General features: G+C 70.8%; 23 protein-coding genes and 1 tRNA gene. 13 read left to right on the forward strand and 11 right to left on the reverse strand.

Features of this window, described 5'->3' with window-relative positions; all coding sequences use genetic code 11:
* The first annotated feature begins 52 nt into the window (after positions 1–52).
* Positions 53–772 (forward strand): orotidine-5'-phosphate decarboxylase, encoded by a 720-nt coding sequence (gene pyrF, locus Q333_RS0111975; RefSeq protein WP_029417237.1) that lies wholly within the window; start codon positions 53–55, stop codon positions 770–772.
* On the opposite strand, the gene Q333_RS0111980 is transcribed toward pyrF, so the two are convergent.
* Together Q333_RS0111980 and Q333_RS0111985 are read right to left on the reverse strand one after the other, a co-directional pair.
* Complete coding sequence (locus tag Q333_RS0111980) at positions 769–1,335, reverse strand: hypothetical protein (RefSeq protein ID WP_029417238.1); 567 nt, start codon at positions 1,333–1,335, stop codon at positions 769–771. The two genes, pyrF and Q333_RS0111980, sit on opposite strands and share 4 nt — an antisense overlap.
* Before the next feature lie 65 nt (positions 1,336–1,400).
* The gene (locus Q333_RS0111985) at positions 1,401–2,153 is read right to left on the reverse strand and encodes a phosphatase PAP2 family protein (RefSeq protein WP_029417239.1); all 753 of its coding nucleotides are present in this window, start codon (positions 2,151–2,153) and stop codon (positions 1,401–1,403) included.
* A gap of 262 nt (positions 2,154–2,415) precedes the next feature.
* Between Q333_RS0111985 and Q333_RS0111990 the strand changes: the two genes are divergently transcribed.
* Genes Q333_RS0111990 through Q333_RS0112000 form a run of 3 tightly spaced genes read left to right on the forward strand, consistent with a single transcriptional unit; the run spans position 2,416 to position 7,062 of the window.
* Positions 2,416–4,305, forward strand: coding sequence for a ribonucleoside-diphosphate reductase subunit alpha (locus Q333_RS0111990; RefSeq protein WP_029417240.1), 1,890 nt, complete (start codon positions 2,416–2,418; stop codon positions 4,303–4,305).
* Positions 4,306–4,364: 59 nt separating this feature from the next.
* The gene (locus tag Q333_RS0111995; RefSeq protein ID WP_029417242.1) at positions 4,365–5,600 is read left to right on the forward strand and encodes a DUF418 domain-containing protein; all 1,236 of its coding nucleotides are present in this window, start codon (positions 4,365–4,367) and stop codon (positions 5,598–5,600) included.
* Positions 5,601–5,610: 10 nt separating this feature from the next.
* Complete coding sequence (locus Q333_RS0112000) at positions 5,611–7,062, forward strand: NAD-dependent succinate-semialdehyde dehydrogenase (RefSeq protein WP_029417248.1); 1,452 nt, start codon at positions 5,611–5,613, stop codon at positions 7,060–7,062.
* 11 nt (positions 7,063–7,073) lie between these two features.
* Here the strand turns inward: Q333_RS0112000 and Q333_RS0112005 are convergent, their stop codons facing one another.
* A complete protein-coding gene (locus tag Q333_RS0112005) occupies positions 7,074–8,831 on the reverse strand; it encodes a gamma-glutamyltransferase family protein (RefSeq protein WP_029417250.1) in 1,758 nt (585 codons plus the stop codon).
* Between the two features lie 152 nt (positions 8,832–8,983).
* On the opposite strand from Q333_RS0112005, the gene Q333_RS0112010 reads away from it, so the two are divergent.
* The 7 genes from Q333_RS0112010 to Q333_RS0112040 all read left to right on the forward strand — a co-directional run bounded on the left by Q333_RS0112010 (position 8,984) and on the right by Q333_RS0112040 (position 13,135).
* Positions 8,984–9,060 (forward strand) — tRNA-Arg (locus Q333_RS0112010).
* Between the two features lie 112 nt (positions 9,061–9,172).
* Positions 9,173–10,192, forward strand: coding sequence for a GTP 3',8-cyclase MoaA (gene moaA, locus Q333_RS0112015; protein ID WP_029417252.1), 1,020 nt, complete (start codon positions 9,173–9,175; stop codon positions 10,190–10,192).
* A 3-nt stretch (positions 10,193–10,195) separates the two neighbouring features.
* Positions 10,196–10,432, forward strand: a complete 237-nt coding sequence (locus Q333_RS0112020) for a MoaD/ThiS family protein (protein WP_029417254.1) — start codon at positions 10,196–10,198, stop codon at positions 10,430–10,432.
* Positions 10,433–10,436: 4 nt separating this feature from the next.
* On the forward strand, positions 10,437–10,898 hold the full coding sequence (locus Q333_RS0112025) for a molybdenum cofactor biosynthesis protein MoaE (RefSeq protein WP_029417256.1): 462 nt from the start codon (positions 10,437–10,439) through the stop codon (positions 10,896–10,898).
* Entirely contained in the window at positions 10,895–11,455 is a 561-nt protein-coding gene (moaB, locus tag Q333_RS0112030; protein ID WP_029417257.1) for a molybdenum cofactor biosynthesis protein B, read from the forward strand. The genes Q333_RS0112025 and moaB overlap by 4 nt, the downstream gene beginning before the upstream one ends.
* Before the next feature lies 1 nt (position 11,456).
* Entirely contained in the window at positions 11,457–11,939 is a 483-nt protein-coding gene (gene moaC, locus Q333_RS0112035) for a cyclic pyranopterin monophosphate synthase MoaC (protein ID WP_029417258.1), read from the forward strand.
* A 5-nt stretch (positions 11,940–11,944) separates the two neighbouring features.
* The gene (locus tag Q333_RS0112040) at positions 11,945–13,135 is read left to right on the forward strand and encodes a molybdopterin-binding protein (protein ID WP_029417259.1); all 1,191 of its coding nucleotides are present in this window, start codon (positions 11,945–11,947) and stop codon (positions 13,133–13,135) included.
* Positions 13,136–13,139: 4 nt separating this feature from the next.
* Here Q333_RS0112040 and Q333_RS0112045 read toward each other — a convergent pair whose 3' ends face one another.
* From Q333_RS0112045 to Q333_RS0112070, 6 genes are read right to left on the reverse strand one after another with little or no spacing between them, the layout of a single operon-like run.
* On the reverse strand, positions 13,140–13,637 hold the full coding sequence (locus tag Q333_RS0112045; protein ID WP_029417260.1) for a GNAT family N-acetyltransferase: 498 nt from the start codon (positions 13,635–13,637) through the stop codon (positions 13,140–13,142).
* Entirely contained in the window at positions 13,625–14,083 is a 459-nt protein-coding gene (locus Q333_RS17670) for a DUF6265 family protein (protein WP_029417261.1), read from the reverse strand. The genes Q333_RS0112045 and Q333_RS17670 overlap by 13 nt, the downstream gene beginning before the upstream one ends.
* Positions 14,084–14,094: 11 nt before the next feature.
* Complete coding sequence (locus tag Q333_RS0112055; RefSeq protein ID WP_029417262.1) at positions 14,095–14,529, reverse strand: DUF1178 family protein; 435 nt, start codon at positions 14,527–14,529, stop codon at positions 14,095–14,097.
* Positions 14,526–15,362, reverse strand: coding sequence for a carbon-nitrogen hydrolase family protein (locus tag Q333_RS0112060; RefSeq protein WP_029417263.1), 837 nt, complete (start codon positions 15,360–15,362; stop codon positions 14,526–14,528). The genes Q333_RS0112055 and Q333_RS0112060 overlap by 4 nt, the downstream gene beginning before the upstream one ends.
* A 2-nt stretch (positions 15,363–15,364) precedes the next feature.
* Positions 15,365–15,622, reverse strand: a complete 258-nt coding sequence (gene grxC, locus Q333_RS0112065) for a glutaredoxin 3 (protein WP_029417264.1) — start codon at positions 15,620–15,622, stop codon at positions 15,365–15,367.
* A 35-nt stretch (positions 15,623–15,657) separates the two neighbouring features.
* Positions 15,658–16,464, reverse strand: a complete 807-nt coding sequence (locus Q333_RS0112070; RefSeq protein ID WP_029417265.1) for a ComF family protein — start codon at positions 16,462–16,464, stop codon at positions 15,658–15,660.
* Here Q333_RS0112070 and Q333_RS0112075 point away from each other — a divergent pair.
* Positions 16,463–17,341, forward strand: coding sequence for a methyltransferase domain-containing protein (locus tag Q333_RS0112075; protein ID WP_029417267.1), 879 nt, complete (start codon positions 16,463–16,465; stop codon positions 17,339–17,341). The two genes, Q333_RS0112070 and Q333_RS0112075, sit on opposite strands and share 2 nt — an antisense overlap.
* Here the strand turns inward: Q333_RS0112075 and Q333_RS17395 are convergent.
* Both Q333_RS17395 and Q333_RS0112085 read right to left on the reverse strand, forming a co-directional pair.
* Positions 17,338–17,511, reverse strand: coding sequence for a Flp family type IVb pilin (locus Q333_RS17395; protein WP_084176072.1), 174 nt, complete (start codon positions 17,509–17,511; stop codon positions 17,338–17,340). The two genes, Q333_RS0112075 and Q333_RS17395, sit on opposite strands and share 4 nt — an antisense overlap.
* Before the next feature lie 15 nt (positions 17,512–17,526).
* Positions 17,527–17,946: a (deoxy)nucleoside triphosphate pyrophosphohydrolase gene (locus Q333_RS0112085; RefSeq protein ID WP_029417268.1), complete on the reverse strand. Its 420-nt coding sequence runs from the start codon at positions 17,944–17,946 to the stop codon at positions 17,527–17,529.
* 143 nt (positions 17,947–18,089) lie between these two features.
* Here Q333_RS0112085 and Q333_RS0112090 point away from each other — a divergent pair, with 143 nt between their 5' ends.
* Complete coding sequence (locus Q333_RS0112090; protein ID WP_029417270.1) at positions 18,090–18,533, forward strand: DUF350 domain-containing protein; 444 nt, start codon at positions 18,090–18,092, stop codon at positions 18,531–18,533.

Consider the following 18,533-nt stretch of genomic DNA (forward strand, 5'->3'; position numbering starts at 1 on the left):
CCGAATCCTGACGTGACATCCCCTCGTCTAGCCGCTCGGCCGGAGATCGTCGATGACCTCGCCCCTCGCCTCGGACCCGCGCCTGATCGTCGGACTGGACCTGCCCTCGGTGGAAGCCGCCGAGGCCGTGGTCGATCGGGTCGGCGATATGGTGGAGTTCTACAAGGTCGGGCTGACGCTCTTGGCGCGTCCGGGCGGGGTGGACTTCGCCCATCGCTTGAGGGCGCGGGGCAAGAAGGTCTTCCAGGACTGGAAGCTGCACGACATCGGTGCCCAGGTGGAGGGCGCTGCGCGGTCGGTGGCCGAGGGCGGGTGTGACCTGCTGACGGTCCACGCCGAGCCGCAGGTGATGCGGGCGGCGGTGACGGGGCGCGGCGGGCACGCGACGAAGATCCTGGCGGTGACGGTGATGACCAGTCTGTCGGACGCCGACCTGAGGGAGATCGGCTATTCGGCGGGCGCGGCCGAGTTAGTGGAGGCGCGGGTGCGCCAGGCGCTGGACTGCGGCGTCGACGGGGTGGTGTCGAGCCCGCTGGAGGCGGCGCGGGTGCGTGAGATCGCCGTCGAAGCGGGGCGGCCAGACTTCCTGATTGTCACGCCGGGCGTGCGGCCCGCGGGCGGGGAGCTAGGCGATCAGCAGAGGGTGGCGACGCCGGCCGACGCGCTTAGGGCCGGGGCGACGCATCTGGTGGTGGCGCGGCCGGTGATCGCGGCGGAGGACCCGCTGATGGCCGCAGCGCGGATCGCGGCGCAGATGGACGGGGTTCGCTAGTCTTCGCCTGCGGCGGCGGACGCAGCGTCGCCCTGGCAGAAAGCCCGAACCTGACCGGCGAAGTCGAGGTAGCCGCCGTCCAGCGCCGCCTTGACGGCACCGTCGCAGTCGTCCTCGGCCAGCCGTGACGTGACGGTGCGACGGACGACCTCGAAGGCGTCCTGCTTTTCCTTCAGCGTGCGGGCCGCCCGGCGATCATCGGGCAGGCAGATCGCGTACCACGGCGCGTCGGCGCAGCGGGCGACGAGGCGGGCCTCGCGCTCGGTCAGGATGCCGGCGTCGAGGTTGATCGTCCGGCGCTCGGGCGCGGGAGGAGGAGGGGTGGTGGACACCTCCGGCGCAGCGGGCACGACCTCGGTGGCCGAGGGGGCGTCACCCCCGATCAGGACGGCGGCCGGGGCGTCGGCGACGATGTTGTCGCCGGGCAGGGGCACGATCTCGATGTCGGGCACGGCGTAGCGGCAGACCCAGCGGCCGCCTTCCATCGCGCAGGACTGCAGCGTCGCCTGAACCGCCTGGGGGGCGGGGGCGGCGATCATTGCGGCGAGGATCAGGCTGATCATGACGACCTCCAAAGGTCACGAGCCGCCATAGTTAACGCCGCGCGCCCGCCCGACCTAATGAAATCTCACGTCTCGACGAGCGCCGGTTCGTCGACGAGGGCGGCGTGGGCGCGGGCCTGGCGCCGCCCGACAGCATGGCTGACGAGCCAGAGCGCCATGGCCCAGGCGGCCCCGATGCTCCAGCCGGCGAAGACGTCGGTGGCCCAGTGGGCGGCGAGATAGATTCGGGTCAGTCCGACGAGGACCGCGATCAGGATGCCGACGCCGAGCACATAGATCTTCAGCCGCCGCCGCGGAAAGGCGCGCGACAGCATGACCGCCAGGCTGAGGTAGAAGACGGTGGACAACAGGGCATGGCCGGACGGGAAGCTGGCGTTGAGGGTCTCGACCGCCTGATAGGCCGAGGGCGGGCGCTCCCGTTCGAACAGGGCTTTCAGGCCCTCGCTGAGCGCCACGCCGCCGAGCAGGCCGAGCACCAGCAGGACCGCCGACAGCCGCTTTCGCTGGATAAGCAGGAAGCCCACGGCGGCCACGGCGAACAGGGTCAGGACCGAGATGCCGCCGAGCGCGGTCAGGTCGTTGGCCGCCGTCTCCAGCCACCACGGCCCCAGCGCATTGGACGGATCGGCCGCGGGGCGCAGCGCCCACAGCACGGCCTGGTCGAAGTTTCGGCCGTCGGTCTCGGTCATGTCGTCGGCGAGTTCGGCGAAGGCGGCGACGCCGAGGCCGATGATCATGAGGGCGGAGAGGGCGGCGAACTCCACGCGGGCGAAGGCGATCGCGCGGCGCAGATATGGGACGGGTCCGGAGGGAAGCATCGGCCTCGAACGGCCAAGCTGGGGCCGCGTTCCCGATCACGGCTTGTTGATTGCGCCGACCCGGCCGCCGTCGCATCGCCGTCGCGCCTTTTCAACAGGCTCATCCCCCGTCCCGATGTGATTCGCGCACGAAATGCGACGTCAAGGCGTTGACGGGTCGTTCACCATCTGCGCCCCATATGTGGGTTCGGGGAGCGCTTCGGCCACAAGATGATGTGGTCACGGCGCAGGCGGCTCACTTTAGATTTTAGTTCGGGGCAGGATGATTATGGCTGGCGGTGAAGCGTTGAAGACGGTGGAACTCCAGTCGGTTGCGACTGCGCCGACGACCGAGAAACCCCATCTGACGGTGGTCCGGTCGCTCGAACTGGACCGCTCACGCGACGACCTGCTGACCGACTTCGGCAAGAAGACGCTGGAGGATCGCTACCTGCTGCCGGGCGAGAGCTACCAGGACATGTTCGCCCGGGTCTCCACCGCCTTCTCGGACGACGCCGACCACGCCCAGCGCGTCTATGACTATATGTCGAAGCTCTGGTTCATGCCCTCGACGCCGGTGCTGTCGAACGGTGGGGCCAATCGCGGCCTGCCAATCTCCTGCTTCCTGAACTCGGTGCAGGACAGCCTGGACGGCATCCAGCGCGTCTGGAACGAGAACGTGTCGCTGGCGTCCAACGGCGGCGGCATCGGCACCTACTGGGGCGGGGTCCGCTCCATCGGCGAGAAGGTGAAGGGCGCGGGCCAGACCAGCGGCATCATCCCCTTCATCCGCGTGATGGATTCGCTGACGCTGGCGATTTCGCAGGGCTCGCTGCGCCGGGGCTCGGCGGCGGTGTACCTGGACGTCCACCACCCTGAGATCGAGGAGTTCCTGGAGATCCGGAAGCCCTCGGGCGACTTCAACCGCAAGTCCCTGAACCTGCACCACGGCCTGAACATCACCGACGAGTTCATGGAAGCCGTAAAGGCCGGCTCGGACTTCGCCCTGCGGTCGCCCAAGACCGGCGAGACGATCCGCAAGGTCGATGCGCGCAGCCTGTGGCAGAAGATCCTGGAGATCCGGCTGCAGACCGGCGAGCCCTATCTGATCTTCTCCGACACGGTGAACCGGCAGATGCCGCAGCACCAGAAGGACCTGGGCCTGAAGGTCAAACAGTCCAACCTCTGCTCCGAGATCATGCTGCACACCGGCCCGGACCACCTGGGCATCGACCGGACGGCGGTCTGCTGCCTATCGTCGGTCAACGCCGAGAAGTTCCTGGAGTGGCGCGAGGAGCCCCGCTTCATCGAGGACGTGATGCGGTTCCTGGACAATGTGCTGGAGGACTTCATCACCCGCGCCCCGCCGGAGATGGCCGCCGCCGTCTATTCCGCCAAGCGCGAGCGGTCGGTGGGTCTGGGGCTGATGGGTTTCCACTCCTTCCTACAGAGCCAGGGCGTGGCGTTCGAGAGCGCCATGGCCAAGTCGTGGAACATGCGGCTGTTCAAGCATCTGCGTCGCGAGGCCGACAAGGCGAGCCGCCTGCTGGCCGAGGAGAAGGGCCCGTGCGAGGACGCGGCAGAACGCGGGGTGATGGAGCGGTTCAGCCACAAGCTGGCCATCGCGCCGACGGCCTCGATCTCGATCATCTGCGGCGGGACCAGCGCCGGAATCGAGCCGATCCCGGCCAACATCTACACCCACAAGACCCTGTCGGGCTCGTTCGCTGTCAAGAACCCGTACCTGGAGCAGCTGCTCGAGGGCTACGGCAAGAACACCGACGCCACGTGGTCCTCGATCCTGGAGCACGAGGGCTCGGTCCAGCACCTCGACTTCCTGACCGACGACGAGAAGAGCGTGTTCAAGACCGCCTTCGAGCTGGACCAGCGCTGGGTGGTCGAGCTGTCGGCGGATCGGTCGGCCGACATCTGCCAGGCGCAGTCGATCAACCTGTTCATCCCCGGCGACGTGAACAAGTGGGACCTGCACATGCTACACTGGAAGGCGTGGGAGAGCGGGGTGAAGTCGCTCTACTACCTGCGCTCCAAGTCGGTGCAGCGGGCGGCCTTCGCCGGCGCGGACGGCAAGGAGACCGAGGAGCCGGATCCCAACCAGCCCGACCTCTTCTCGGCCGCCAAGACCGACTACGACGAGTGCCTGGCCTGCCAGTAGGCCGGTGACACGGCGGCCTCCATACGGCTAGGCTTGTCCCTTGCTCTCGGGGGGCTGGCATGGCGACGATGGAGCCGGTCGGACAGGACCGCACGCCGGAACTGGACGTGATCCGCGGCTTCGCCCTGTTCGGGGTGATGCTGATCAACCTGTACGGCCACCCCGAGTTCGCCATCCCCGAGCGGCTGACCGAGGCCCTGCCGACCGCCGCGATCGACGGGCCGCTGGGGCTGGTCTTCGACGTCTTCTGGGAGGGCAAGGCGCAGGCCCTGTTCTCCATGCTGTTCGGCTTCGGCTTCGCCATGTTCCTGGGCCGGGCCGAGGCGAAGGGCGTGGACGGGATGCGGCTCTATCTGCGGCGGGTGCTGATCCTGCTGGCCATCGGCACGGTCCATGTGGCGGCGATCTTCTTCGGCGACATCCTGCAGATTTACGCGCTGGCGGCTCTGGTGCTGATCCTGTTCCGGAGGGCGCCGGACCGGACGCTGCTGATCGGCGGGGTCCTGCTGTCGCTGTTCGCGGGCCTCGTTTTGCCGATCCACCTGGCCTGGGTCGAGGCGGCCACGGGGGCGACCCCGCCGCTGGTGCAGGCCTGGGAGGCGGGGATCGAGCGGCGCTGGATCGTGTTCCTCGACAACGACTGGCCCGCCTACACCAGGGAGTTGATCCGGGGCGCGGGCGACGAGTGGTTCCTGTCGGTCTTCGCCTGGAGCTATATGGCGACGGTGCTGGGCCGGTTCCTGGTGGGCTTCTGGCTCTATCGGAAGGGCTGGCTGATCCGGCCCGGCGAACATGCCGCCGCATTCCGTCGCTGGGCGCCCCGGCTGATCGGGGTGGGGCTGGTCCTGAGCGTGGCGGACGTGGCGGTGGGCGCGACGGTCGAGCTGACGCTCGCCGGAGAGATTGCGCATGAGGTCCTCCATCGGTCGGGCCAGCAGGTGCTGGCGCTGGGATATGGCGCCGGGCTGGTGGTGCTGATGCAGAGGAGCGCCGGGCGGCGGCTGCTGGCGGGTTTGGGCGACGTCGGGCGGATGGCCCTGACGAACTATCTGACCCAGAGCGTGGTTTATCTGTTCGTCTTCTACGGCTTCGGCCTGGGGCTCATGCGGTGGGGCGGGGCGCTGACCTGTCTGGCCATCGCGGTTCCGACCTTCGCCCTGCAGATCGTCTTCAGCCGGTGGTGGCTGGCGCGGTTCCGCTACGGCCCCTTGGAATGGCTGTGGCGATCGGCCACTTACGGGGCGTGGCAGCCGTTTCGACGGGCGCCCGTTGTTCCGCCGACCGCATTCGCCTGAGGACCCGCCCATGAATACCGCCGCCCGCGACGCCGGCCTGAAGCTGCTGCGCGAACACGCCCTGATCGCCGGAGAGGTGGTGACGGGGGCCAAGCGCATCGCGGTCGACGATCCGGCGACCGGCGAGATCATCGGCCATGTGCCGGACCTGGGCGTCGCCGAGACGGAGCGGGCGGTTAAGGCCGCGCACGACGCCTTTCCCGAATGGTCGCGGACCGATCCGCACAAGCGGGCGACCTTCCTGCGTGATTGGGCGCGGCTGATCGATGAGAACCTGGATGGGCTGGGCGCCCTCATGGCGCTGGAGAACGGCAAGCCGTTCGAGGAGGCGCGAGGCGAGGCGGTCTACGCCAACAGCTTCCTGAAATGGTTCGCGGGCGAGGCCGAGCGGCTGCTGGGCGACACCCAGGACAGCCCCTTGGGCCATGTCATCGTGACGTTCCGGGAAGCGGTGGGGCCGTGCGCCCTCATCACGCCGTGGAACTTCCCCGCCGCCATGCTGACGCGGAAACTGGGACCGGCGTTCGCCGCGGGCTGCACGGCGGTGGTCAAGCCGGCCAGCCAGACGCCGTTCACGGCGATCGCTCTGGTGGAGCTGGCCTATGAGGCCGGGCTGCCGAAGGGGGCGCTGAGCGTCGTCACGGGAGATGCGGCGACCATCGGGGGCGTGCTGACGTCCTCGCCTCTGATCCGCAAACTGAGCTTCACGGGCTCGACGCCGATCGGTCGCAAGCTGGCCGAGCAGTGCGCGCCGACCCTCAAGCGGGTGTCGATGGAGCTGGGTGGGGCGGCGCCCCTCATGGTGTTCGAGGACGCGGACCTGGACCTCGCGGTCGCCGAGACGATCAAGGGCAAGTTCCGCAACTCCGGCCAGACCTGCGTCTGCCCGAACCGGGTCTATGTCCAGGCGTCGGTGGCGGAGGCTTATGCGGCGAAGCTGGCCGAAGCCGTGGCGAAGATTCCGATGGGGCCGGCGTTCGAGGACGGCGTCAAGGTCGGGCCCCTGATCGAGGACAAGGCCGTGGCCAAGGTCGAGGATCACCTGAAGCGGGTCGTGGCCTCCGGGGCCCGGGTGCTGATTGGTGGCGCACGGCATGCGCTGGGCGGGCGGTTCTTCCAGCCGACGGTGACGCTGGGCGGCGACGACAAGCTGTTCCGCGAGGAGGAGACGTTCGGGCCACTGATCCCGGTCTTTCCGTTCGAGACGGAGGAGGAGTGCCTTCAGAAGGCCAATGACTCGGAATTCGGCCTGGCGTCCTACGTCTTCACCCGCGACCTGGACCGCGCCATGCGTGTCGGGCGGCGGATCGAGGCGGGCATGATCGGCGTCAACACCGGGCTCATGTCGACGGCGGTCGCGCCTTTCGGCGGGGTCAAGGCGTCCGGCTATGGCCGCGAGGGCTCGACCCACGGCATCGACGAATACGTGGAGATCAAGCAGGTGACGCTGGCGCTGAAGTAGGGCGTCGCGCCCTATCGCGTCCGCGCCACGCCCTCGCGGCGGTCGTCGGCGCCGCCGTCCCAGGCCCAGCCGTCGGGGCCCTGTCGCCACAGGCCACCGTGCAGGCCCGAGGTCTCGGACTGGTTGGGCGCGAGCGTGACGCCCCCCGCCGCCAGCTGCTCGGCGAGCGTCGGGCCAAAGCGGGCCGTGTCGGCCCCGAAGCCGGAGCCGCGCGCGACCAGGTTGGGCAGGCCGATCGCCGCCTGCATCGGCAGCCCCCAGACCAGCGTCCCGATCAGGGCCTTGGCGTTGTAGGCCAGGATCGACGGGCCGCCGGGCGATCCGACCGCTCCGACCAGACGCCCCTGCCGGTCCAGAATGATGATCGGCGACATGGACGAACGCGGGCGCTTGCCGGGCGCGACCGCATTGGCCGCCTCTCCGCCGTCCGGGCGGGTCGGGACGAAGGAGAAGTCGGTCAGCTGGTTGTTGAGGAAGAAGCCCGCCGCCATCCGGCCCGAGCCGAAGACGCTCTCGACCGTCGTGGTCATGGAGACGGCGTTGCCCTCGGCGTCGACCACGACGAAGTGGCTGGTGCCGGCGGGCTCGGTCGTGGCGTCCGGCGCGCGAAAGACGCCGCCCGGCGGCGTTCCGGCCTCTGCCGCGCCGGTCAGGCCGGGGGCCAGGGCGGCGCGGGCGGCGACATAGTCCTCGTCCAGTAGGCCGGCCACGGGCACGCCGACGAAGGCCGGGTCGCCGACGTAGCGGTCGCGGTCGGCGTACATCAGCCGCTGAATCTGGGCGAAGGCGATCCAGGCCTCGGCGCTTGTCTCGCCTTGGGCCAGCAGCGGCGCGATGGTCGGGGTTTCGGCCATGGCCAGCAGCTGAAGCACAGCCACGCCGCTGGACGGCGGCGGTGGCACGCAGATCACATAGACCTGGAACGGGCGGCACAGGGCGTCGCGCTTGATGGGGCGATAGGCGGCGAGGTCGGCGTGGGTCAGGGCGCCGGGGCGCGGCTCGGCCCGCACGGCCTGAACGATCGCATCGGCGATGGGACCGGAGCGGAAGGCCTCGATGCCCTCGCGGGCGAGCGTCGCCACAGTGTCGGCGTAGGCCGGGTTCCGCAGGGTATCGCCCGCCTGATACCGCTGGCCGTCGGGCCGGGTGAAGTAGGCATTGGCCCAGTCGGTGCGGGCCTGGCCGCGCGTCAGGGCGATCATGCCGGCGAGACGCGGGCTGACGACGAAGCCGTCGCGGGCCAGGCGCTCGGCCTCGCCGAACAGCTGGCTCCAGGGCAGGCGGCCGTGCTCGGCCTGCGCCATCGAGAGCGCTGCGACGGCGCCCGGAACGCCGGTGGAGCGGCCGCTCAGCACCGCATCGCCGAAGCCCAACGGACGCCCATTCTCGTAGAACAGCTCGGGCGTGGTGGCGGCTGGAGCCGTCTCGCGGCCGTCATAGACGACGGTCTCGCCGGTCGCCGCGTCGAAATGCATGAGGAAGGCGCCGCCGCCGAGGCCCGACGACTGGGGCTCGACGAGGCCCAGCACCGCCTGGATCGCCACCGCCGCGTCGACCGCCGATCCTCCGCGTCGCAGCACCTCGAGTCCCGCCTCGACCGCCAGGGGATTGGCGGCGGAGACGAAGGGGCCTCGGGCGGGGGGCGCGGCCGGGACGCTGGCCGTCGGCGTCTGGGTCGGCGCGGGCCGGGCCGTGATCGAGGGCTGGCAGGCGGCCAGCGTCAGGGCCAAGACGGCGACCACGGGACGGGCGAGGGACGCGAGACGCATGAGGTGAAGTCCGGCGACGGGAAGGTCGTCTTCCGACCTAGGGGCACCACGCCCCCGCGCCAACCCCGCACCGGACCATGGAGGCGTCAAATCCGGGTTGCGCGGTCGGGTTCGAGCCGTTAAAGACCCGCCCTCGCCGTTCATGGTCGCGCGCACCCGTAGCTCAGCTGGATAGAGCACCAGACTACGAATCTGGGGGTCAGGAGTTCGAATCTCTTCGGGTGCGCCATTTTCTCTCCCCCGAGATGTACCATCGTCGCGCGCTGTAACCGGCGCATTCGCCTCGGCGAAAGCGCGAAGCGGCTTTCGCATCGCCGCGCGGGGGCTATGCTTTCCTTTCCATGTCGGCCGCCGCTTTCGCAGAGACAGCCTCGCCCCTGATCGACCCGCTGGGTCGGGCGGTGCGCTATGTGCGGCTGTCGGTGACGGATCGGTGTGATCTGCGCTGCGTCTACTGCATGGCCGAGCGGCAGAGGTTCCTGCCCAGGGATGAGGTGCTGTCGGTCGAGGCGCTGGATCGACTGGCGTCCAGTTTCGTGAGGCTGGGGGCAAGGCGCATCCGACTGACGGGCGGGGAGCCGCTGGTGCGGCGCGATGTGATGGATCTGGTCCGGCGGCTGTCGCGGCATCTGGCGTCGGGCGCGCTGGAGGAGCTGACGCTGACGACCAATGGGACGCGGCTGGCCCAGCATGCGGCGGCGCTGGCCGGTCACGGGGTGCGGCGTGTGAATGTGTCGCTGGATACGCGCGAGCCCGAGACCTATCGGCGGCTGACGCGGGGCGGGGATGTGGCGCGCGCGCTGGGGGGCATCGTGGCGGCGAAGGCGGCGGGGCTGGCGGTCAAGATCAATGCGGTCGCGCTGGCGGACGACAATGCAGGCGAGCTGGCTGAACTGATCGCCTGGGCGCACGGCGAGGGCCATGAGATCAGCCTGATCGAGGCCATGCCGATCGGCGAGATCGGGGCGGACCGAACGGCGCAGTTCCTGTCGTTGGCCCAGGTGCGCACGCGGCTGGAGGCGCGCTGGACGCTGACGCCGCTGGCCCGGCGGACGGCTGGGCCGGCGCGCTATGTGCGGGTCGAGGAGACCGGCGGGACGCTGGGCTTCATCACCCCGATGACCCACAACTTCTGCGGCGACTGCAACCGGGTGCGGGTGACCTGCACCGGGCGGCTCTATCTGTGCCTGGGGCAGGAGGATCACGCCGATCTGGCCGGGGCGCTGGAGACAGGCGGAGAGGCGGCGGTCGAGCGGGCGATCCGCGAGGCCGTGGCGAGGAAGCCGGGGGCGCATGATTTCCGCATAGCCGCCGGGGCGTCGCCCGCCGTCGCCCGGCCCATGTCGATGACGGGAGGCTGAGGCGTGCCGCGCGTTCTGCTGTTCGGGGCCTTCGCCGACGTCGCCGGATGGCGCGAGCGGGAGATGGAGGGGGCGTCAACCGAGGCGCTGGTGGCGGTGCTGTCGGAGCATGAGGGTCTGGCCGAGCGGCTGGCGCGGCCGGGGCGGATGACGGTGGTGAACAAGGTGGTGGTGCGCGGCGACGTGGCCGTGAGCACCGACGACGAGGTGGCGTTCGCGCCGCCGGTGTCGGGGGGCTGAAGCCGTGGCGCGGCTGGAGGATGGGGCGATCGATCCGGGGGCCTTGCTGGCGGGTTTTTGCGCCGGAAGGAGCGATGTGGGGGCGGTGGTCAGCTTCACGGGTCTGTGCCGGGCGGAGACGGACGGGCGGGCCGTCGAGACCCTGACGCTGGACGCCTGGCGCGGCTTCACCGAGGACGGCATGGCGGCGCTGGAGGCCGAAGCGCGGGCGCGGTTCGACCTGATCGACCTCTTGACCGTGCACCGATGGGGCGAGGTGCGGCCCGGCCAGGCGATCGTCTTCGTCGCGGCGGCGGCCGCGCATCGGCGCACGGCGTTCGACGCGGCGGACTTCCTGATGGATCAGCTGAAGACGCGCGCGCCGCTGTGGAAGCGCGAGGACGGGCCGGATGGGCGCCGCTGGATCGAGCCGCGGGCGTCGGACCATGCCGATGCGGCGCGGTGGAAGACGGAGACAGATCAATGAGCGATGCGGATGTGCTGCCGGCGCCGGGCGGCAAACTGCTGCTGGATCACGCGCTGACGCCTGTGCGGGTGGCGGTCCTGACCGTGTCGGACACGCGCGATGATGAGACCGATACCTCGGGCGCCATCCTGGCCGAGCGGGTGAAGGCGGCGGGGCATCAGCTGGCGGGCAAGGCCATCGTGCCCGACGACGTCGAGGCGATCCGGGCGACGGTGCGGGGCTGGATCGAGGCGGGGGCGGTCGACGCCATCATCACGACGGGCGGGACGGGGCTGACGGGGCGCGACGTGACGCCCGAGGCGCTGGAGCCGCTGTTCGACAAGCGGATCGAGGGCTTCTCGGTGGTGTTCCACACCGTCAGCTATCAGACCATCGGCCTGTCGACGCTGCAGTCGCGGGCGACGGCGGGGATAATCGGGGGGGTGTTCGTCTTCTGCCTGCCGGGTTCGAACGGGGCGGTGCGCGACGGCTGGGACAAGGTGATCCGCTGGCAGCTGGACAGCCGCCACCGGCCCTGCAACCTGGTCGAGATCATGCCCCGGCTGATGGAGACCTGAGATGGGCAAGATCCTGACCCACGTCGACGCCGAGGGCCGGGCGGGGATGGTCGATGTGTCGGCGAAGGCCGAGACGGCGCGGGAGGCGCGGGCCGAGGGGCGGATCGTCATGGCGGCCGAGACCCTGGCGCTGGCCCTGTCGGGCGGGGGGCGAAAGGGCGACGTGCGGGCCGTGGCGGAGATCGCGGGGGTCATGGCGGCCAAGAAGACGGCCGAGCTGATCCCCCTGTGTCATCCCCTGCCGCTGGACGCGGCGGTGGTGTCGGTGGAGCCGAGCGCGGACGGGTCGGGGCTGACGGTCAGCGCGGTGACGCGGACCACGGGGCGGACGGGGGTGGAGATGGAGGCCCTGACGGCCGTGTCGGTGGCGCTCCTGACGCTCTACGACATGCTGAAGGCGGCGGATCGGGGGATGACGATCGAGGGGGTGCGGCTGCTGGCCAAGTCCGGCGGGGCGTCGGGCGACTGGACGGCGGCGGCGTGAGCCTGATGAGCGTCGAGGCGGCGCGGGAGGCGCTGCTGGTGGGGGTCGGCGTGCTGGCGTCCGAGCGGGTGGCGCTGGACGGGGCGGACGGGCGCTGGCTGGCCGAGCCCGTGCGGGCGAGCCGGGACCAGCCGCCGTTCGACGCCTCGGCCATGGACGGTTGGGCGGTGCGGACGGCGGACCTGGGCAGGCGGCCGCTGAGGATCGTGGGCGAGAGCGCGGCCGGGGCGGGGTTCGCGGGCGCGGTCGGGCCTGGGGAAGCAGTGCGCATCTTCACCGGGGCGCCCCTGCCGATGGGCGCCGACCGGGTGGTGATCCAGGAGGAGGCGCGGGTCGAGGACGGCCAGCTGGTGCTCGGGGTCGGGCCGGAGGCGCCGACCTGGGTGCGCGGACGGGGCACGGACTTCGCAGCGGGACAGGTGTTGCTGGCACCGGGCGTGCGGCTGGATCCGTGGCGGATCGCGCTGGCGGCGGCGGCCGGGGTAGACGAGGTGACCTGCGCGCGGCGACCGCGCGTGGCCGTGCTGGCGGGCGGGGATGAGGTGGTCGCACCGGGCGAAGAGGCGGGGCCGCACCAGATTTTCGACGCGGCGGGGCCGGGGGTGGCCAGGGTCGCGGGGCGGGCGGGGGCGTCCGTGACGCGGCTGGCGCTGGTCGGGGACACTCAGGACGGAATCGAGGCGGCGTTGGCCGGGGCCGAGGCCGAGGTGATCGTGGTGATCGGCGGGGCGTCCGTGGGCGATCACGACCGGGTCAAGCCGGCGGCGCGGGCGTTGGGGGCGGCGTTCCTGGTGGAAGGTATCGCCATGCGGCCGGGCAAGCCGCTATGGGGGGCGGTGCTGCCAGATGGGCGACGGCTGCTGGGAGTGCCGGGCAATCCGGTGTCGGCGCTGGTCTGCGCGGAGCTGTTCCTCAAGCCCCTGCTGGCGGCGATGCAGGGTGGGGACGGGCGGCCGGTGATGGAAACGGGGCGGCTGGCCGAGCCCCTGGCGGCGAACGGGCCGCGCGAGCACTGGATGCGGGCGGTGCGGGTGCCGGGCCCTGATGGTGAGATGCGGGTGCGGGCGCTGCCGGATCAGGATTCGGCGATGCTGACGGTCCTGAGTGGGGCGGACGGATTGATCCGCAGGACGGTGGGGGCGTCGGCCGTGGAGGTGGGCGGGGTCGTGGACTTCCTGCCGCTGGCGCGCGGCTGAGGGGTCAGAGCGGGCGGATCATGTAGACGGCGTCAGGGCCGTAGGTGGCCAGCTTCGCCCGCGCGTCCGGCGAGGCGTCGACGACGAAACCGTGGCGGGCCCAGAAGGACTGGGCGTCGTTGACGGCGACGAGGGCGATGGCGGGCCAGCCGTCGGCCTTGGCCTGGTCGATCAGGGCCTCGATCGCGAGGCGGGCGTGGCCGCCGCCGCGGGCCTCGGGCCGCAGGGCGAGGTCGTGCAGGTAGAGGATGTCGGGGTCGGCAGCGAGGGCGTCCAGGCGGCTGTTCAGCGGCGGGATCGACCCTCGCCGCGAGGGGTAGGCGATGAGGTAGCCGACGACGCTTTGGCCATCGCTGAGGACGCGGCAGCCCTGCGGATGGAGCGACAGCCGGTCGGCGAAGCAGTCGCGGTCCTCGAAATGCTCGGGAAAGCCGACCGACGCGACGGCGCAGACGCCGTCGAGATCGTCCGTCGTCATCGGCCGCCAGATCAGCTCGGGCATCGGTCGTTGAGCGGGGCGGCGGTGTAGGTCCAGGTCATGGACTGAGGCTGGCCGTTCGCCAGGCCTTCGATGCGTCCGGTCAGGACGTCACCCTCTCGGCTGTAGATGACCCGCTGCGGGAAGTCGTGCTCAGGGTTTTCAAACACGGCACGGCCGGGGCTGGACTCGATCAGGGGGAAGACGGTGGCGGGCCCGCCGCTGGGTTGGGCCAAGAAGGCCAGCGTCTCGCCGACGGGCCAGATGCGCATGAACTCCAGCGAGCCCCGGCCCGACCGGCCGACGGTCACGGAGACGCCTGCCATCAGTCCGCCGCGCGGATCGCTCCAGGTCTCCGACACCTCGCGGCCACCCTCGCAACTGAGCCAATAGCCGGCCATCCAGGACAGGTCGTCGATGGGCGTCGGCGCGGTCTGGAGGGCGAGGGCGACGATCAGGGCGGCGGACATGAGGTGACCTGTCAGTTGACCTTGGCCGGATCCGGCGGTGCGGGCGGCAGGGCGGCGCAGGGGACGCCGTCTTCCTTGAGGGCCCTGACCTCGGCGGGGGTGGCCTCGCCGTAGATTTCGCGCTTCTCGGACTTGCCTTCGTGGATGGCGCGGGCCTCGCGGGCGAAGGCGTCGCCGACGTAGTCGAAGTTCTGCTCGACGTGGGAGCGGACCTCGCGGGCCATCTCCATCATCATGGTCTGCATCTTCTGCGCGACCTCGGGGGCAGGGGCGGAGCGCTTCGTTCCGGCGACAGCGGGGGCCATGATCTGCTTGGAGACCTGGCGCGAGCCGCAGAAGGGGCACTCGACCAGCCCGCGCGCGGACTGGTCGTCGTAGTCGGAGGAGGAGCCGAACCAGGCCTCGAAGCCGTGGTCGGCGTCGCAGTGGAGGGCGTAGCGGATCATTGCGGGGCGATGAACTCGCGGTCGTGGGTCAGGGCCGGGATCGCGGCGCGGGCGCGGGCGACCTCGGAGAGATCGAGGCTGGCGTGCAGCACACCGGGGGCGTCATGGTCAAGTTTCGCGATCACCTCGCCCCACGGCGAGACGACGGTGGAGCGGCCCCAGGTCTTGCGGCCATCCTCGTGCAGCCCGCCTTGCGCGGGGGCCAGGACGAAGGCGCCCGTCTCGATGGCGCGGGCGCGCAGCAGGGTCTCCCAGTGGGCCTCGCCGGTCGGGACGGTGAAAGCGGCGGGCACGGCGATCAGGGCGGCGTTGGCCTTGGCCAGTTGCCGGAACAGGTGGGGGAAGCGCACGTCGTAGCAGACGGTCAGGCCGAGCCGTCCCCACGGCGTGTCGGCCACGGCGGCCGCGTCGCCCGGCCGGATGGTGGCGCTCTCGCGATAGGTCTCGCCGTTCGGCAGGTCGACGTCGAAGACATGCAGCTTGTCGTAGCGGGCGACGATGGTCCCCGCCGCGTCGATCAGCAGGGAGCGGTTGGCGGCGCGATCGTCGCCCGTGTGGCCTGAGCGCACGATGGCCGAGCCGATCAGCAGCCAGACGTCCAGCTCGGTGGCGAGGCGGCGCAGGCCGATGACGCAGGGGTCCTGGTCCTCGTCGGTGATGGCGGCGGCGCGGCGGTCGCGGCGCTGTTCGAGGAGGTTCGTGCCTTCCGGCGTCAGGATCAGTTTGGCGCCCTCGCTCGCCGCCTGTCGGATCAGGGGCTCGACGTGCGCAAGGCCCGCCTCGGCGGTGGCCGGGGTGCGGGTCTGGATCAGGGCGATGGGCAGCCCCGACATCGTCAGGCGGCCAGGAGCGGGTCGAGCTCGCCCTTGCGGTCCAGCGCGTGCAGGTCGTCGGACCCGCCGATGTGGCGACCGTCGATGAAGATCTGGGGGAAGGTCATGCGGCCGCCCGACTTCTCGACCATCTCGGCCTTCTTCGCCGGATCGAAGGCGGCGACGATCTCGGTGAAATCGATGCCCTTGCGGTCCAGCAGACCCATGGCGGCGATGCAGTAGGGGCAGCCGGGCTTGGTGTACATCACGACGTCGGCCAAGGCGGGAACTCCGGAAAAACTGGGTCGAGATCGGACTATGTAGGCGGTTCGCGCGCGGTTCGCACCCTCGCCACGACGGCGAGGTCCACGGCGCGGGCTCCGGCCTCCAGAAGGGCGGTGGCGCAGGCCTCGGCCGTGGCTCCGGTGGTCAGGACGTCGTCGATCAGCAGGATGCGACGACCGCGCACGCGACGGGCTCCGGCCTCGGTGACGGCGAAGGCGGACTTGACGTTGAGGCGACGGCCCCGGGCGCTGCGGCCGCCCTGCGTCTCGGTGGCGCGGGCGCGGATCAGGGCGTCGGGCAGGTAGTCGCGCCGCGCGTCTCGGGCCAGAGGGCGCGCGATCTCGGCGGCCTGGTTGAAGCGGCGTGTCAGCAGGCGTCCGGGATGCAGCGGCACCGGGGCGATAGCGTCGGCGGCCTCAATCAGGGGGGCGGCAGCGCGCGAGAGCCAGCGCGCGAAGAGAGGCGCGAACTGCTGCTGGTCGCCGTGCTTGAACTTCAGGATCAGACCGCGCGAGGCCTCGTCGTAGACGCAGGCCGCCCGGCAGCGTTCGAAGCGATAGGGCCTGGCCAGACAGGCGGCGCAGCGGTCCGAGGCGAAGTCGCCGCCGTCGTACTCGAACGCCGCGCCGCAGCCGTCGCAGACAGGATCCTCGAGGAAGATCACGCGGCGCCAAGCGTTGGGCGTGAGACCCGCCTGCGCGGTGGCCTCGGGGCTGTCGTGGGCCAAGGGCGGCAGGATCAGGTCGGTCAGCCCGCGCGCGAAATCGCGCAGGGCCGGCACGGCGCGCGCCCGACCCGCTTTCCATCGGTCCCTCCAGCCCCCATTCTGATGGCGCATGAGCGCGTCCGGTCCCCCCGTCATCTTCGACCCCCGCCGCCGGGCGGCGAGGCTGGCGCGCGCGGTTGCCCGTTTCGCCGACGCCGACTTCCTGCATCGCCGCGCCGCCGAGAACGCCGTCCAGAGCCTGGAGGCGACCTTGCGGGAGTTTCCGGTCGCCGTCGACCTCTCGGCCCTGCCGGGTCCGTTCGCGGAGGCGCTGGCCGGGTCGGATGCGGCCGATCGGGTGGGCGTTCCTGCGGGGCTGGAGGACCGCCGTCTGGCCGCCGATCCCGGTGCGGCGCCTCTGCCGTTCGCGGAGGGTTCGGCCGATCTGATCGTGTCGCTGATGACGCTGCACTGGGCCAACGACCTGCCCGGCGCCCTTGCCCAGATCCGGCGCGCCCTGAAGCCGGACGGCCTGCTTCTGGGGACGCTGCTGGGCGCGGGCACGCTGAAGGAACTCAGGGCAGTGCTGACAGAGGCCGAGCTGGAGCTGCGCGGCGGGGCAAGCGCGAGGGTCTCGCCGTTCGCCGACGGGTTCGACGGGTCGGGGCTGCTGCAGCGGGCCGGATTCGCCTTGCCGGTAGTGGACGTGGACCGCGTCACAGTGCGCTATTCCGGCCTGCTCGCCCTCGTGCGCGATCTGCGCGCGATGGGCGAGACGAATGTGCTGGCCGGGCCAATCCGCCCGCTGGACCGGGCGATCCTGACACGGGCGGCGAGCCTGTATGCTGAGCGATACGCCGAAATCGACGGGCGCATTCCGGCGACTTTCGAGATCATCCACCTGGCAGGCTGGGCGCCGCACGAGAGCCAGCCCCGGCCGCTGAAGCGGGGATCGGCGAAGGCGAGACTTGCCGACGCGCTGGGCGTCGTCGAGCACGGCAAGCGCTAGATCACGCCCGCGATCGTGGAGCTGATGTGATTGAAGATGGCGGTCGCGCGGTCCGAGAACAGGGTCACGGCCGTCACGATCACCAGGAAGATCAGCCCGCAGATCAGGCCGTATTCGATGGCGGTCGCGCCCCGTACGTCCGTGAGGAAACGGCGGATCAGCGGGGTCATCGGCGGCCTCCGGACCTAGAGCAGGTCGCGCAGCCAGGCGACCAAGGGCGCGTCGGCGGGCGGCATGGGATAGGCCGCCAGCCCGGACGGCTTCACCCAGGCCAGCTCGGGGTGCTCACGCGCGGTGACCACGCCCGACCAGCGTCGACACAGATAGAGTGGCATCAACAGGTGAAACGAATCGTAAGCGTGGCTGGCGAAAACGAACGGGGCCAGGCAGGCCTCGGTGACGTCGATGCCCAGTTCCTCCTTCAGCTCGCGGATCAGGGCCTGTTCGGGCCGCTCGCCCGGCTCGACCTTGCCGCCTGGAAACTCCCACAGGCCCGCCAGCGCCTTGCCCTCGGGCCGTTTGGCGATCAGCACCCGGCCGTCGGCGTCGACCAGAGCGCAGGCGACGACAAGAACGGTCGGCAGGGGGGATACAGCATCGGTCATGGCGGGCGCTTATCGGGCCGCTCACGCTTCCGCAATCATTGGACATACAGTGTGGCCGCCGTGACCTTGCGGATCGTGGCCGCAATGGGGCAAGTCGTTTCGCCTTTCGTTCCCTTCATCCGTTCGCCGGTTCGTCTCCTCTCATGGCCGCCAGTCCCCTGACCGACGCCCTCTCCAGCCCTGAGGTGCAGGCTTTCGCCAGCGGCTTTCCGGTGCTGGTCATGCATCTTGCTGCGACGCTGGCCCTGCTGGCCGGCGGGGCGGTCATCTATGGCCTGCTGACGCCGTGGAAGGAGATCGCCCTGATCCGCGAGGGCAACTCCGCCGCCGCCGTCGCCTTTGGCGGGGTGCTGCTGGGCCTGGCCATTCCGCTGGCCGTGTCTCTGTCGGTGTCGACCTCGGTGCGGGACATCCTGCTGTGGGGACTGGCGACGCTGATCCTGCAACTGCTGGCGTTCCGGGTGGTCGATCTGGTCCTGACCGGCCTGCCCCAGCGCATCCAGGAGGGCGAGGTCTCCGCCGCCGTCCTGCTGGTCGCCGCCAAGATCGCCACGGCGCTGATCCTCGCCGCCGCCCTGACGGGCTGA

Origin of the sequence: Brevundimonas bacteroides DSM 4726, assembly GCF_000701445.1 — a bacterium.
GTDB classification, from domain to species: Bacteria; Pseudomonadota; Alphaproteobacteria; order Caulobacterales; family Caulobacteraceae; genus Brevundimonas; species Brevundimonas bacteroides.